11 protein-coding genes and 1 pseudogene are annotated in these 14284 nt (G+C 63.4%); 9 read left to right on the top strand and 3 right to left on the bottom strand.

The window, feature by feature from the left end:
* The first annotated feature begins 39 nt into the window (after window positions 1–39).
* Window positions 40–585 (top strand): DUF882 domain-containing protein, encoded by a 546-nt coding sequence (locus C2U47_RS03570; protein WP_010673444.1) that lies wholly within the window; start codon window positions 40–42, stop codon window positions 583–585.
* Between the two features lie 103 nt (window positions 586–688).
* Window positions 689–940 carry a hypothetical protein gene (locus tag C2U47_RS03565; protein ID WP_010673445.1) on the top strand — a complete coding sequence of 84 codons (252 nt, stop codon included), beginning with the start codon at window positions 689–691 and terminating at the stop codon, window positions 938–940.
* Window positions 941–1034: 94 nt separating this feature from the next.
* Here the strand turns inward: C2U47_RS03565 and C2U47_RS03560 are convergent, their stop codons facing one another.
* Both C2U47_RS03560 and cysZ read right to left on the bottom strand, forming a co-directional pair.
* Complete coding sequence (locus C2U47_RS03560) at window positions 1035–1649, bottom strand: trimeric intracellular cation channel family protein (protein WP_010673446.1); 615 nt, start codon at window positions 1647–1649, stop codon at window positions 1035–1037.
* Between the two features lie 134 nt (window positions 1650–1783).
* On the bottom strand, window positions 1784–2548 hold the full coding sequence (gene cysZ, locus C2U47_RS03555; RefSeq protein ID WP_010673447.1) for a sulfate transporter CysZ: 765 nt from the start codon (window positions 2546–2548) through the stop codon (window positions 1784–1786).
* Window positions 2549–2658: 110 nt separating this feature from the next.
* On the opposite strand from cysZ, the pseudogene C2U47_RS03550 reads away from it, so the two are divergent.
* The 3 genes and pseudogenes from C2U47_RS03550 (at window position 2659) to ligA (ending at window position 9284) form a co-directional block, all read left to right on the top strand.
* A pseudogene (locus C2U47_RS03550) lies at window positions 2659–6032 on the top strand (AAA family ATPase).
* Window positions 6033–6047: 15 nt separating this feature from the next.
* Window positions 6048–7178 carry a cell division protein ZipA gene (gene zipA, locus C2U47_RS03545; RefSeq protein WP_010673449.1) on the top strand — a complete coding sequence of 377 codons (1131 nt, stop codon included), beginning with the start codon at window positions 6048–6050 and terminating at the stop codon, window positions 7176–7178.
* A 99-nt stretch (window positions 7179–7277) separates the two neighbouring features.
* Complete coding sequence (ligA, locus tag C2U47_RS03540) at window positions 7278–9284, top strand: NAD-dependent DNA ligase LigA (protein WP_043152325.1); 2007 nt, start codon at window positions 7278–7280, stop codon at window positions 9282–9284.
* A 57-nt stretch (window positions 9285–9341) separates the two neighbouring features.
* Here the strand turns inward: ligA and C2U47_RS03535 are convergent, their stop codons facing one another.
* A complete protein-coding gene (locus C2U47_RS03535) occupies window positions 9342–10310 on the bottom strand; it encodes an ABC transporter substrate-binding protein (RefSeq protein ID WP_050485116.1) in 969 nt (322 codons plus the stop codon).
* Window positions 10311–10749: 439 nt separating this feature from the next.
* Here C2U47_RS03535 and nrdD point away from each other — a divergent pair, with 439 nt between their 5' ends.
* The 4 genes from nrdD (at window position 10750) to C2U47_RS03515 (ending at window position 14241) form a co-directional block, all read left to right on the top strand.
* Window positions 10750–12867 carry an anaerobic ribonucleoside-triphosphate reductase gene (gene nrdD / locus C2U47_RS03530; protein WP_103261453.1) on the top strand — a complete coding sequence of 706 codons (2118 nt, stop codon included), beginning with the start codon at window positions 10750–10752 and terminating at the stop codon, window positions 12865–12867.
* Window positions 12868–12977: 110 nt separating this feature from the next.
* Window positions 12978–13487 (top strand): anaerobic ribonucleoside-triphosphate reductase-activating protein, encoded by a 510-nt coding sequence (gene nrdG / locus C2U47_RS03525; protein WP_010673453.1) that lies wholly within the window; start codon window positions 12978–12980, stop codon window positions 13485–13487.
* Between the two features lie 57 nt (window positions 13488–13544).
* On the top strand, window positions 13545–13715 hold the full coding sequence (locus C2U47_RS03520) for a YqaE/Pmp3 family membrane protein (RefSeq protein WP_010673454.1): 171 nt from the start codon (window positions 13545–13547) through the stop codon (window positions 13713–13715).
* A gap of 133 nt (window positions 13716–13848) precedes the next feature.
* Window positions 13849–14241, top strand: a complete 393-nt coding sequence (locus C2U47_RS03515) for an energy transducer TonB (RefSeq protein ID WP_010673455.1) — start codon at window positions 13849–13851, stop codon at window positions 14239–14241.
* The last annotated feature ends 43 nt before the right edge of the window (window positions 14242–14284 follow it).

Raw genomic sequence — 14284 nt, 5'->3', positions numbered from 1 at the left:
TCACCTGTGTGACTTCACCATGAGATGGACGGACAACGGATGCTGGGACAAGGGATAAGCCGACGCCGTCTGCTGCTGGGGGCGGGTTGCCTGATGGGGACCAGCCTGCTGTCGTTCCCTGCGCTGGCGAGCCGCAGCACTTCGGGACGGGAACTGAGTTTCTTCAACCTCAATACCGGCGAGCGGGTACGCGCCAGTTATTGGGAAGATGGCCATTATCTGAGCGACGGGCTGGCGGAGCTCAACCATATTTTCCGTGACTACCGTCGCAACGAAGTGTTCAACATCGACAGAAAGCTGTTCGATCAGCTCTTTCTGCTGCAACACAAGCTGGGACGCCACGGCGAAATCCAGCTCATCTCGGGTTATCGCTCCCCGGCCACCAATCAGCAGAAGCGGCGCAAGAGTCGCGGCGTCGCCAAGCACAGCTACCACACCCTGGGGCAGGCGGTTGACGTGCGCATCCCCGGCGTGCAGCTGGCGCACCTGCGCAAGGCCGCCCTGAACCTCAAGGTGGGCGGTGTGGGTTATTACCCTTCCGACAACTTCGTGCACCTGGACACAGGCCCCGTTCGCAGCTGGTGAGTCGGGATTTCCTCAAGGGTTGAGTGCCGATTGTGTCTTTTTGCCGCTGGCATTGAGGGGAACCAAGCTGCTAGGCTCTGGACTCCAGCCAGAGGAGAGAAAGATGAAGCAGATTGTGATCGGGGGGCTCATCGCCCTGTTGTTGACTGGTTGCGGCAAGCTCAACCGCGAGAGCTACGACAAGCTGAAAGTCGGGATGAGCTATGCCGAAGCGAGTGCCATCCTCGGCAAGGCCGAGCGTTGCGACGATGCTCTCGGCACCACGAGCTGTGTCTGGGGAGGGGAAGGCAAGAATATCAAGGTGCGTTTCATCGCCGACAAGGCGACCTTCTTCAGCTCGGAAGGGATCAACTGACCCTTTCCTCTCTTGCCGATGCCCAACAAAAAAGCGCCGTATGGCGCTTTTTTGTTGCTCGTTATCCGTGCAATATGGCCAGGAACTGGCGCGATCAATGGGTGGCGTACTGATAGTTGAAGGTGGGCAGTCCCCACTTGAAGCGTACCGCCAGGAGCCGCAGCACGAAGCCGATGCCGATGGCACCGAAAGCGGCCCAGTCGTTGGGCAGCCCATGGTGCAGCGCAAAGCAGTAGAGCGCGGCGGTGATCAGCGAGACGGCGGCATAGAGCTCGCGCTTGAACACCAGCGGGATACGCTGGCACAGCAAGTCCCGCAGCACCCCCCCGAACACGCCGGTCACCACGGCCATGATGCAGGCGATGCCGGCCCCGTGGCCCATCTCGAGCGCCCGGGCAGCCCCGAAGATGGAGAAGACCACGAGCCCCAGGGCATCGAGCGCCAGGAACAGCTTGCCAAGGTAGCGCATCAGCGGGGCCGAGATGACCCCGGCCATGGCGGCGCCCGCCACCAGCAGCACGTATTCGGGGTGCTCGACCCAGAGCAGGGGATAGTGGCCCAGCAGCACATCCCGAATGGTACCGCCACCGATGGCCGTCGCCGAGGCGATGATCACGACGCCAAACAGATCCATCCGTCGCCGACCCGCTGCCAGCGCGCCAGTCATCCCTTCGGCCACCAGGCCGAGCAAGAAGAGTGCATGTAACATGAGATATCCCAGGGTGCGAGAAAGGCTCGCATCCTAACAACCCTGCGCTGGGGCGACAAGCTATCTTGGTTATGCATTAGATTAAGTAATGAAAAGGGGGCTTTCGCCCCCTCTTTTGATCATGATGACGCGGTTCAGCGTCCAAGTTGCTCGCTGCGGTATTGGTCCACCCACATGGCGGTGGCGCCACAGATGGCCACCGGCATCACGAAGAGATTCACCACCGGGATGGCGGAGAAGAGGGTCACCAGGGCGCCGAAGCTCAGGCACTTTCCACGACGCTGCTTGAGGGCGTCGCGCATGGTGATGAAGCCGATCTTGTGGTTGTCGAACGGATAATCGACATACTGGATCGCCATCATCCAGGCGCTGAGCAGGAACCAGAGCACGGGTGCCAGGGTCTGGCCCACTACCGGGATCAGGAAGAGGATCAGGCAGCCGATGGCCTTGGGCAGATAGTATTTCAGCTTGGTCCATTCGCGGCCGAAGGTACGGGGCACATCTTTCACCACATCCAGCATGCCGGTGTCATTCATGGCTTCACCGGTGAGGATCTGTTCCACCTTCTCTGCCAGCAGGCCGTTGAAAGGGGCAGCTATCCAGTTGGCCACCGAGCTGAAGATGAAGGAGAAGACCACCAGTATGGTGATGAGGGCGATGGGCCAGAGCAGGTAATCAAGCCAGGAGAGCCAGCTCGGGATCTGCTGGTGCAGCCAGGCGAACAGGCCGTCCAGTTGTAGCAACAGGGCGTAGAAGGCACCGGCAAAAAGCACGAAGTTGACCAGCAGGGGGATCAGCACGAAGGTGCGGATGCCGGGCTGGCGGATGAGCGAGAAGCCGCGCAGGAAGTAGTCTGCACCGCTGACCGAATCTTTGACCATGTGGGGTGATTGGCTCATGTGAGCTCCATCAGTGAATGGGGAAAGTGCCAGCATATTACAAACAAGCCTTTGATTTGGTAAAGTCGCCTGCCCGCCTCCTCTTTATTTCGTTACCCACATAGGCCGCCATGCGTCTGAAATTGATCAAACTCGCCGGTTTCAAGTCGTTTGTCGAGCCGACCCGCATCGAACTCAACGCCGACATGACCGCCGTGGTGGGCCCCAACGGCTGCGGCAAATCCAACGTCATCGACGCCGTGCGCTGGGTGCTGGGGGAGAGCTCCGCCCGCCATCTGCGCGGCGAGAACATGACCGACGTCATCTTCAACGGCTCCATCAACCGCAGCGCCCATGGCCGCGCCTCGGTGGAGCTGGTGTTCGACAATCCCCACAACCGGGTACCCGGCGAGTTCGGCCGCTTTACCGAGATCTCGGTGCGCCGCGAAGTGCTGCGCGACGGCTCCAACCACTACCAGATCAACGGCCAGAAGTGCCGCCGCAAGGACGTGACCGACCTCTTCCTCGGCACTGGCCTTGGGCCCCGCAGTTACGCCATCATCGAACAGGGCACCGTCAGCCGGCTGGTGGAGTCCCGCCCCGCCGATCTCAAGCTGTTCATGGAAGAGGCCGCCGGGGTCTCCCGCTACAAGGAGCGGCGCCGGGAGACCGAGCAGCGCATCCGCCATACCCAGGAGAACCTGGAGCGCCTCGGCGACATCCGCGGCGAACTGGGCTCGCGCCTCGAGCATCTCAAGGCCCAGGCCGAGACCGCCGAGCGCTACAAGCAGCTCAAGAGTCGATCACGTGCCGCTCGTGCGGAGCTGATCGGCTCGGAACTGTGGGCGCTGGAAACGCGACTCGGCGAAGCCAAGACCGAACTGGCCCAGACCGAGCAGGCGCTGGCGGCACTCGATGCCAAGCGCACTGCAGACGAGGGGCGTCACGTCACCCTGTCGGTGGCCCGCCAGGAGGCGCAGGCCGAGCAGGCGAGCCGCCAGCAACAGATTTTCCTCGGCGGGCAAGCCATCGCCCGCCTCGAGCAGCAGCAACTGCACCAGAACGAACTCGGTCGCGACTGGCAGGCGAGGCGGCAGTCCCTCGGCGAGCGTATCGACGGTCTCAAGGCCCAGCTGGCCGGCCAGCTGGAGCAACTGGGCGACAGCACGTTGCAGGGGGAGGTGGCGTCGGCGCGCCTCGAGCAGTGTGAGCAGTTACTTACCGACCAGCAGAGCGTGCGGGCGGCAGCGGGCGATCGGCTCGAGCAGGCGCGCCAGCGTCAGCAGCAGTGGCAGCAGCAGCTGGGCCAGTTGCAGGGGCGGCTCAACCAGACCCGCGCCGAGGTGAATGGCCTGCAGGAGCTGCAGGCCAAGACCCGGCTTGCCCGCCTCAAGCTGGAAGACGAACAGGCCGGGCCCCTTGGCGGGGAGGGGGAGAACCTGCAACCGGCCCTCGATGCCCTGGCGGCGGAACTCTCGCTCTCCCGCGCCCGCCATGAGGAAGCCGATGCGGCGTGGCAGGCCGGTGTGTCGCGCCATGAAGCACTCAAGGCAGAGCAGGGTCGCCAGCAGGGCCTGCTGCGCGAGCTGGAGGCGCGCCTCGCCACCCTGGATCAGATCCTGGGGGAGCAGATGGCGGGTGAGACCCTGGCTGATCGGTTGCAGGTTCCCCCCGAGTGGGCCCGGGGGCTGGACAAGGTGCTCGGCCGCTGGCTCACCGCAATCCCGGCGGACGAGTGCAACCTGGCGCAACCTGGACTCTGGATTGGCCCGGCCCAGCCAGCCAGGGCCGGTACCCTGGCGGCGCAACTGGGGGGCGAGCACATTCCGGCTTTCCTCAATGCCATCTGGCTGGCAGAGAGCAGGGAGGCGGCGCTGTCCCGCCTGCACAGCCTCTCTGCCGGTGAGTCGCTGCTCACTCCCGCCGGCGACTGGTTCGGCCCCAACTGGGCGGATCTGGGGGAGGGCATGGCCCTGGGTACGCTGGCGCTGCTCGGTGAGCGTGAGCGGCTGCACACCGAGCTGGCCGCGGGTCGGGAGGCGCTGCACAGACTCGACGAGCAGCTTGTCGCCGCCGATGCAGCGCGGGCCCAGCAGCATGGAGCGCATGAGCTGGCTCAGCGCACCCTGCGCGAGCAGGAGCTGCGGTGGCAACAACTGCGCGAAGCCTGGAGTCTGCGCGAGGGGCAGCGCCAGGAGCGCTTGCAGCGCCTGGGCCAGCTGGGGGAAGAGCTGGCCCGGCTCGATAAGGAGCAGGCTGAGGAGGCGCAGCGGCTGGCGTCGGCCGGGGAGCGGCTTGAGCAGGATGAAGCGGCCCTTGGCGAGCAGCAGGAGCAGGGGGAGGTACTCGCCGAGGCGCTGCTGCTCGCCCAGGAGCAGGTAAGCGGGGCGGAGCGGGCGCTGGAAGAGGCGCGCCTTCGCCGGGAGCAGCAGCAGGCGGCCTGCCAGCGGTTGCAACTGGAGCAGCAGAACCAGCGCCAGCTCATCACGCTGCGCGAGCAGGAGCTGGCCCGTCTCGGCCTGGAGCTGGCGGAACTCAAGGAGCCAGGGGCCGCTCCGAGTCAGGATCTGTCGCCCCTGCTGGTCGAACAGCGCAATCTTGAGGCGCAGCAACTGGCCTGTCACCAGCGGCTCGCGGAGCTGGATCGTCAGCTGACCGAGCTGGAGCAGGCCAGAAGCGCCGATCACAAGCAGCTGGTGAAAATTCAAGAGAAGCTGGCGACTCTGCGGCTCGAGCGCGAGCGCAACCTGACGCGCAGGCAGGGACTGCACGAGCAGTTCGAAGAGCTGGGCGTGCGCCTGGTGGACCTCGATCAGGCGGTGCTGATTGCCGCTGATCGCGGCAAGCTGCGCCAGGAGATCCAGACGCTGGAGGCGCAGGTGGAGGCGCTTGGCGCCATCAACCTGGCGGCACTGGAAGAGTATGAGGAGGCGAAAACCCGTTCAAGCTACCTGGAAAATCAGTGCCAGGATCTGGAGCAGGCCCTCGATACCTTGAGCCAAGCCATTAAAAGAATTGATAAAGAAACACAAATACGCTTCCGCGACACTTTCGATAAGGTCAATGAAGATTTAAAATCCCTGTTCCCAAAAGTGTTCGGGGGGGCAGTGCCTGGCTTGAGCTGACCTCGGATGATCTTTTGGAGGCCGGAGTGAGCATCATGGCAAGACCTCCGGGCAAGAAGAATGCTACCATTGCCCTGCTTTCCGGGGGGGAGAAGGCGCTAACCGCCCTTGCGCTGGTTTTCGCCATCTTCAGACTCAATCCAGCACCATTTTGTCTGCTGGATGAGGTGGATGCACCGCTCGATGAAGTGAACGTCGGTCGCTTCTGTTCTCTTGTCAAAGAGATGTCGAGCACAGTACAGTTCGTTTACATCAGTCATAATAAGGTCTCCATGGAGATGGCCGAGCAGCTGGTTGGCGTCACGATGCAAGAGCCCGGGGTTTCGCGCATAGTGTCGGTCGATATCGGTGAAGCCGTCGCTTTGGCTGAGCAAAACTAGAAAGAGAAGCAGCTAATGCAGGAATTGCGTTACATCTTGGTTGCCCTGGGCGGTATTGCCATCGCGGCATTGCTCATTCACGGGTTGTGGAGCAACAGAAAGAATCGTCAGGCACCGATCAAGGAGAAACCCCTGGGTCGGATGGAGTCCAAGTCCCGTGAGCGTGACAACGACGCCTTCGACAGCGATGGCATCGGTCAGGTGCGTGTGGTGAGCGGTGGCCGTCGTGCCGAGCCCAAACTGCGCAGCGACGAGGCCCGTCAGCCCGAACCCCGCCGTGTCGCCCCCGTTCCCGCCTTCGATGATGAAGATGACGACGCCGATCTGCCGCCTCCCGTGGTGCGCAAGCCTGCCGCTCGCCCTGTCCCCCCTCAGCCTGTGTATGAGGAAGAAGAGGACTATGACGAGCCGGTTGCCGCCCCTGTTGAAGAGGCCCCTGCCGCGCCGGTGCGCAAACCTGCACAGGTGATCCGCCGTACGCCGGTACACCGTTCCCGTCCGCAGCGCGAGCCCATGATGCAGCCGCTGGACGAAGAGCCGCTGGTGGAGCCGGCCTATGCCCAGGCGCCGACCTTCGGTGCACGCGAGCCGGTACCGGTTGCCCAGCAGGCTCCCCGCTACGCCCAGCCGGCTTATGAAGAGCCCGCTTACGATGACGAGCCAGCCTATGAAGAGCCGGTTCACGCAGCCGAGCCAGAACCCGCTCCGGCCCCGGTCGAGAAGATCTGGCAGGATGTCTATGTCATCAACCTGATGGCCCGTCCCGGCCACGATCTGCAAGGTGCGACTCTGCTCTCTTCCCTGCTGGCGCTGGGCTTCAAGTTTGGCGAGATGGACATCTTCCACCGTCACGAAGATCTGGGCGGCAAGGGGGAAGTGCTCTTCTCCATGATCAACATGGTCAAGCCGGGTACCTTCAACCCCTATCGCATGGAGCAGTTCAGCACCCCGGGTGTGTCCCTCTTCATGCAACTGCCCCTTCGCAGCAATGCCGCCTTCGCCTTCGAGCACATGTTGCAGGCTGCGGATCAGCTGGCGAGCGATCTCGATGCCATGCTGACCGACGCCTCGCGCAGTCCCCTCAGCGACGACGACATCGCCCGTTATCGCCACGAGCTGGCCGCCTACGAGGCCAGCCGCGACTGATGCGCCATGGGGCTTGAACAATGAAAAGTGCGGTACCCCGGTGCCGCATTTTTGTTTCTGCCCCAGACTGAATGTTCCATCACACTTCGAGACTTTTTCATGAGCGATATCCTCTCCCGCCACCGTCAACTGTGTGAGCTGCTGACCGAGTACGGCCATCAGTACTATGTGCTGGACAACCCCACGGTGCCGGACGCCGAATACGATCGTCTGATGCGCGAGCTGATTGCGCTGGAGGCCGAGCATCCCGAGCTGAAAACCCCGGCCTCGCCGAGCGTGCGGGTGGGAGGCCAGCCGCTGACCGCCTTCAAGCAGGTACGCCACGAGATCCCCATGCTGAGTCTGGACAACGTCTTCAGCAGCGAGGAGTTGCAGGCGTTCGAGCAACGCATGAGTGATCGCCTCAAGCGGGAGGTGACTTTCACCTTCTGTTGCGAACCCAAGCTCGACGGTCTGGCGGTGAGCCTGCTCTACGTGGATGGCCAGCTGGTACAGGCCGCCACTCGCGGGGACGGCACCACGGGGGAGGAGATCACGGAGAACGTGCGCACCATCAAGGCCATTCCCCTGACCCTGCGCGGCCAGGGGTGGCCGGCGCGGCTGGAGGTGCGTGGGGAGGTCTTCATGCCCAAGGCTGGGTTCGAGGCGATGAACCGCGATGCGCTGGCGGCGGGGGAGAAGGTGTTCGTCAACCCGCGCAACGCCGCTGCCGGCAGCCTGCGCCAGCTCGATTCACGCATCACCGCCAGCCGCCCCCTCAGCTTCTATGCCTACGGCGTGGGAGTCGGTGGCGACGAGCTGGGGGATTCCCACTTCGGTCGCCTCAATCAGCTCAAGGCCTGGGGTCTGCCGCTCAGCCCGGAAGTGAAGCTCAAAGAGGGTGCCGCCGGCTGCCAGGCGTTTCACGATGATATCCTGGCGCGCCGCGGGGATCTCCCCTACGAGATCGACGGCGTGGTCTACAAGGTGGATGACATAGCACTGCAACAGGAGCTCGGTTTCGTTGCCCGCGCGCCGCGCTGGGCCACTGCCCACAAGTTCCCGGCAGAAGAGGAGATGACGGCGCTTGAGAACGTCGAGTTCCAGGTGGGCCGCACCGGTGCCATCACCCCGGTAGCCAAGCTCAAGCCGGTGTTTGTCGGCGGCGTCACCGTTTCCAACGCTACCCTGCACAATGCGGACGAGATCGCGCGCCTTGGCGTCATGATCGGCGACACCGTGATCGTGCGCCGGGCCGGGGACGTGATCCCCCAGGTCGTGGCTGTGGTGGAGGCGCAGCGCCCGGCGGATGCCCGCGCGATCCTCTTCCCGACCGAGTGCCCGGTGTGCGGCTCGGCGGTGGAGCGGCTGGAAGGGGAGGCCGTGGCCCGCTGCTCCGGCGGTCTCTTCTGCGAGGCCCAGCGGGCGGCCGCCATCAAGCACTTCGCGGCGCGTCGCGCCATGGATGTGGATGGCCTTGGCGACAAGATAGTGGAGCAACTGGTGGACAAGGGGCTGGTGAAGACCCCGGCGGACCTGTTCAGCCTCAATGCCATCCAGCTGGCCGGTCTCGAGCGGATGGGGCAAAAATCGGCCCTCAACCTGGTGGCCGCCATCGATGCCGCCCGCAGCACCACCCTGCCCCGCTTCCTGTTTGCCCTGGGGATCCGCGAAGTAGGGGAGACGACCGCCTTGAACCTCGCCAACCACTTCCTCACTCTGGATGCCCTGCGCGCCGCCTCGGTGGAGCAGTTGCTGGAAGTGGCCGACGTGGGAGACATAGTGGCCAAGCACGTCTACTACTTCCTGCGCCAGCCCCACAACATCGAGGTGCTCGACGCCCTGTTGGCCGCCGGGATCCACTGGCCGGCCATCGAGAAGAAAGAGGCAAGCGATCAACCTTTTGCCGGCAAGACCTTCGTGCTGACTGGTACCCTCACCGCTTTGTCCCGCAACGACGCCAAGGCGGCGCTGCAGGCCCTGGGGGCCAAGGTGGCGGGCTCGGTGTCGGCCAAGACCGACGTGCTGGTAGCGGGGGAGGCGGCAGGCTCCAAGCTCGCCAAGGCCCAGGAGTTGGGGATCACCATCTGGACCGAGGCCGAGTTGCAGGCGGCCATTCAGCCCTGAGAATGCACGTTTGAGCAGACAAACCCGGCCTACTGGCCGGGTTTGTCGTAGGTGGGCTCACTCGACGTAGCTCACCTTGTCCTGCCAGGCATCGGGAGCCGTCAGGTGCCAGCGTGCCAGTTCGCTCTTGCTGAACAGATATTCCCCGCGGGATGCGGCGCGGGGGGAGAGGGCGCCGGGCGCCGTGCCCGAGAGGATGGCATTGGCCAGTTCGGCGGCTCTTTCTCCCTGGCTGTGGCCGTCGAGCACCAGACCGCCGATGGCGGCTCCCCTGCCCACCGCAAAGGCCCAGAAGCAGAACAGTGGCACCGGGCTGTTGGCGCTGGTCCATGCCAGCACCTGTTGCTCGCTTACATGCTGGCCCTGAGCGTCGGTGAGAGTGTGGTAGAGGCCGAGGAAGAGCGCCTGATAGCCGTTTTTCCGACTGGCGAGCACTGCCTCCTGCCAGTGTCCATAGTCGGTGAACTGGCGGCTGCTGACCCGGGTCTGGCCGATCGTCAGCTCGCCTCGCCCCTTGAACTCGTGGGCGACGGCGGTGCGGGACACCTCGCTTTCGTCAAACAGTACCAGGGCACGCTCCAGCCCTCCCATCAACTGACTCATCTCGCTGATGCTGCGCTTGAGCAGGGGGCGTTCCAGTACGCCGGTGATCAGGGGGTGGCCGACCAGCCCCTTGGGGCGCGGATTCTCGTTCATCCCGAGAAACACCACGGGCGTTCCCCGGGCGGCGATGGGTCGGGCGAGGGCGTTGATGGCGTTGTCATCCCCCAGGATCACCAGCGCCGGCTGGTGGGTCCGGTAGGCGGCCATTCCCTTGGCGAGCAGTTCGTCACGGGTCTGGCCGGGCTGGCGCTTGGTGTCCAGATAGAGATAGCCGAGGTGATGCGCCTGCTTGAGGTGTTGCTCGAGGCCGGCACTGTAGCTCTGATCCCACTGGTTGCTCTGGTGATAACTGCTGATCACCAGGATCTCGGCGGCCAGCAGCGGGAGGGAGAGGAGGGAGAGCAGGAGCAAGACCTTGGTCACGTGTTTTTTCCGCAAGGGACAGACTGTTCCCCAGTATGTGCTCTCCCGCTCTCTGGCGCCTCGGTCAATTGTTGTCGGAAGGCGTGCCCCTCTCTTTTTATCCCTTGCCGGGCGGGAGCCCGCATCCCGTCTGGGGTGAGCAAAAAGAGCGTCTTTTGGCGCTGGTCGTGAACTGCCCCACTCCTTCCAAAACCTGTTCTGGATCAAGAAACAGGGTACCGCTTTGGTGCCTAATAGACCCCACATATAGGGGTAAGCATAAAAAAAACACCCATATATAGTGTCATAAAGCTGTGCATAAGTGGTCGCCCTCTCAGTGTCAGCCCAGGTGTTTCAAGCCTTGGCTGACCTTGTTTGCGCCGGGGACGGGCGTGGAGAAGGGGACTCAACGAGGGTGAGCCGAGGGTGGCCACCAGGTCTTTCAATACGGGGAAAATCGATGAAACCGGTAGTGATCAAACGCGATGGATGTCGTGCACCATTCAATGGCCAACTGATCCGCGATGCGGTCAGCCGGGCGGCGGCAGCGGTCAATCAGGCCAGTCCGGCGCTGGCAGAGCGCATTGCCGCCGCTGTCAGCCAGGAGCTGGAGGGGCGAGGGGAGGTAGACATCCACGAGATCCAGAACCGGGTCGAGAACCACCTGATGGCCTCCGACGACAAGGCCATCGCCCGTGCCTACATCGAATACCGTCACGACCGGGATCAGGCTCGCGAGGCCCGGGGTCGCCTGGCCCAGGAGATCCGCGGCCTGGTGGAGCAGACCAACGCGGCCCTGCTCAACGAGAACGCCAACAAGGACTCCAAGGTGATCCCGACCCAGCGTGACCTGCTGGCGGGCATCGTCGCCAAGCATTACGCCATCAGTCACATGCTGCCCCGTGACGTGGTGCAGGCCCACGAGAGCGGCGACCTGCACTTCCACGATCTCGACTACTCCCCCTTCTTCCCCATGTTCAACTGCATGCTGATCGATCTGCAGGGGATGCTGACCCACGGCTTCAAGATGGGCAACGCGGAGATAGACACCCCAAAATCCATCAGCACCGCCACCGCGGTGACCGCCCAGATCATCGCCCAGGTGGCGAGCCATATCTATGGCGGCACCACCATCAACCGCATCGACGAAGTGCTGGCACCCTATGTGACCATCAGCTGGAACAAGCACCGGGAGGTGGCCGAGGAGTGGGGGATCCAGGATGTGGACGCCTACGCCATGGCTCGCACCGAGAAGGAGTGCCACGACGCCTTCCAGTCCCTCGAATACGAGGTCAATACCCTGCACACCGCCAACGGTCAGACGCCGTTCGTCACCTTCGGCTTTGGCCTGGGGGACAGTTGGGAATCGCGCCTCATCCAGCGCGCCATCCTTGGCAACCGCATCGCCGGCCTTGGCAAGAACAGGAAGACCGCCGTCTTCCCGAAACTGGTGTTCGCCATCAAGGATGGCCTGAACCACAAACCGGGGGATCCCAACTACGACATCAAGCAGCTGGCGCTGGAGTGCGCCTCCAAGCGGATGTACCCGGACATCCTCAACCACGACCAGGTGGTCAAGGTCACCGGCTCCTTCAAGACCCCCATGGGGTGCCGCTCCTTCCTCGGTGCCTTTGAAGAGAATGGCGAGCTGGTCCACGAAGGGCGCAACAACTTGGGGGTTGTGAGCCTCAACCTGCCGCGCATTGCCCTGAAATCCCGCGATGAAGCGGACTTCTGGGACAAGCTGGACGCCGCCCTGCGGGTGGCCAAGACAGCGCTCATGTACCGCATCAAGCGCCTCGACGGGGTCAAGGCCCGGGTCGCCCCCATCCTCTACATGGAGGGGGCCTGCGGGGTGCGCCTCAAGGCCGATGACAACATCAGCGAGATCTTCAAACATGGCCGCGCCTCCATTTCGCTGGGTTACATCGGGGTACACGAGACCATCAACGCCCTCTATGGCACAGACGTCCACCTGTTCGACAGCGAGACCCTGCGCCAGAAGGCCATCGCCATCATCGCGCGGCTCAAGGCGGCCACCGACGAGTGGAAGGAGGAGACCGGCTACGGCTTCAGCCTCTACTCCACCCCGAGCGAGAACCTCTGCACCCGTTTCTGCCGCATCGACGCCAAGGAGTTTGGCGTGGTGGCCGGGGTGACCGACAAGGGCTACTACACCAACAGCTTCCACCTGGACGTGGAGAAGCAGGTGAACCCTTACGACAAGCTGGACTTCGAGGCGCCCTATCCGCCCATCGCCAGCGGCGGCTTCATCTGTTACGGCGAGTACCCCAACATCCAGCACAACCTGGAGGCGTTGGAGAACGTCTGGGACTACAGCTATGACAAGGTGCCCTACTACGGCACCAACACCCCCATCGACGAGTGCTACGACTGCGGCTTCACCGGCGAGTTCGAGTGCATCTCCAAGGGCTTCACCTGCCCGCGCTGCGGCAACCATGACCCCGCCAAGGTGTCGGTGACACGCCGGGTGTGCGGCTATCTCGGCAGCCCGGATGCGCGCCCCTTCAACGCGGGCAAGCAGGAAGAGGTCAAACGCCGCGTCAAGCATATGTAAGCGAGCAGACCCCACCCCAGCCCTCCCCTTGGCAGGGGGGGCAAAGAAGCTCCTCCCCCTTTCGAAGGGGGAGGTTGGGAGGGGGTTGGCCGTTAACCCAGAGAACTCGAATGCACTACCACCAGTACTACCCGGTCGATGTGATCAACGGCCCAGGCACCCGCGCCACCTTGTTCGTGTCGGGTTGCGAGCACCAGTGTCCCGGCTGCTACAACCAGAGCACCTGGCGGCTCGATGGGGGCAAGCCGTTCGATGAGGCGATGAGCGATCGCATCATTCACGATCTCAACGACAGCCGCATCAAGCGGCGCGGACTGTCGCTCTCCGGCGGCGATCCGCTCCACCCCGCCAACGTGCCGCATGTGCTGGCGCTGGTGAAGCGGGTGCGGGCCGAGTGCCCCGGCAAGGACATCTGGTGCTGGACCGGCTATCTGCTGGCCGATCTCAGCCCGGCCCAGCGGGAGCTGGTGGCCTTGCTGGACGTGCTGGTGGATGGCAGGTTCGAGAAGGCCCTGGCGGATCCCGGTCTGCTCTGGCGTGGCAGCAGCAACCAGATGGTTCACGACCTCAACGCCTGGCGGAAAGGAGGAGAGCGGATCCCCTGTCTGGTTTGCAGTTGAGGCTTTGGGTGTTTATGGTTAGGCCAACCCCAAGTGCTGTTTACACGAGGAATCCCGATGAACAATCTGCTCAAGATCCTGCTGGCCATCTTTCTCCCCCCGGTCTGCGCCTTTATCCAGGTAGGCTTCAGCCTCCATTTCCTCATCAACATAGTGCTGACCCTGCTGGGCGGTCTGCCCGGCATGGTTCATGCCCTCTGGCTGGTGGTAAGCGACAAGCGCGCCTGAGCCGTGAGAGATCACAAGGCCAGCCCTCCGGGGTTGGCTTTTTTTTGCCTGCCAGATGGGGGCTTCCCGGATGAGCCCCTTTGCCTGACACTGGCGCGTCGCTCATGGAATCGAGCGATACAACGAAGAGGGAATGTCAGTGCGTGTGAAAGGGTTGTTTCTGTGGGCCGCCCTGGCCCTGCTCGGGGGCTGTGCCAGCCCCACCGCCAAGCTGAATCAGCCTCCGGTGGATGTCACCTGGGAAACGCTGCCCGAATACTGGGTGCTGGTGGGGGATGCCATCAGTTTTAACCCGGTCGGGGGGCTGCCGGCGAAGAGGCCGGTCAAGGGGTATGTGACCCTTCGCTACCTCATCGATTCCAATGGCACGCTGTTCAGCCCAGAGGTACTGGAGTCCCAGCCTCCCGGCGTGCTGGATCTCATCGCCATCTCCGGGCTGGCGCAGCTGCGCTACCGGCCATCGGAGCAGAATCAGCAAGCCATTCCGGCTCGGGTTGTGGCCCGATTTGAAGTGGAAGTGAAATGACAAACACCCCGGCCAGGCCGGGGTGTTTCGTGTGGGCTGTGTG

It is taken from the genome of Aeromonas sp. ASNIH7 (assembly GCF_002903485.1).
GTDB classification, from domain to species: Bacteria; Pseudomonadota; Gammaproteobacteria; order Enterobacterales; family Aeromonadaceae; genus Aeromonas; species Aeromonas caviae.
Note: the sequence above shows the minus strand (reverse complement) of the source record. Positions and strands in the feature narration are given on the sequence as shown.

Coding starts and splice junctions, on each gene's coding strand:
- C2U47_RS03570 (WP_010673444.1), top strand. CDS start 40: ATGCTGGGACAAGGGATAAGCCGACGCCGTCTGCTGCTGGGGGCGGGT.
- C2U47_RS03565 (WP_010673445.1), top strand. CDS start 689: ATGAAGCAGATTGTGATCGGGGGGCTCATCGCCCTGTTGTTGACTGGT.
- C2U47_RS03560 (WP_010673446.1), bottom strand. CDS start 1,649: ATGTTACATGCACTCTTCTTGCTCGGCCTGGTGGCCGAAGGGATGACT.
- cysZ (WP_010673447.1), bottom strand. CDS start 2,548: ATGAGCCAATCACCCCACATGGTCAAAGATTCGGTCAGCGGTGCAGAC.
- zipA (WP_010673449.1), top strand. CDS start 6,048: ATGCAGGAATTGCGTTACATCTTGGTTGCCCTGGGCGGTATTGCCATC.
- ligA (WP_043152325.1), top strand. CDS start 7,278: ATGAGCGATATCCTCTCCCGCCACCGTCAACTGTGTGAGCTGCTGACC.
- nrdD (WP_103261453.1), top strand. CDS start 10,750: ATGAAACCGGTAGTGATCAAACGCGATGGATGTCGTGCACCATTCAAT.
- nrdG (WP_010673453.1), top strand. CDS start 12,978: ATGCACTACCACCAGTACTACCCGGTCGATGTGATCAACGGCCCAGGC.
- C2U47_RS03520 (WP_010673454.1), top strand. CDS start 13,545: ATGAACAATCTGCTCAAGATCCTGCTGGCCATCTTTCTCCCCCCGGTC.
- C2U47_RS03515 (WP_010673455.1), top strand. CDS start 13,849: ATGTCAGTGCGTGTGAAAGGGTTGTTTCTGTGGGCCGCCCTGGCCCTG.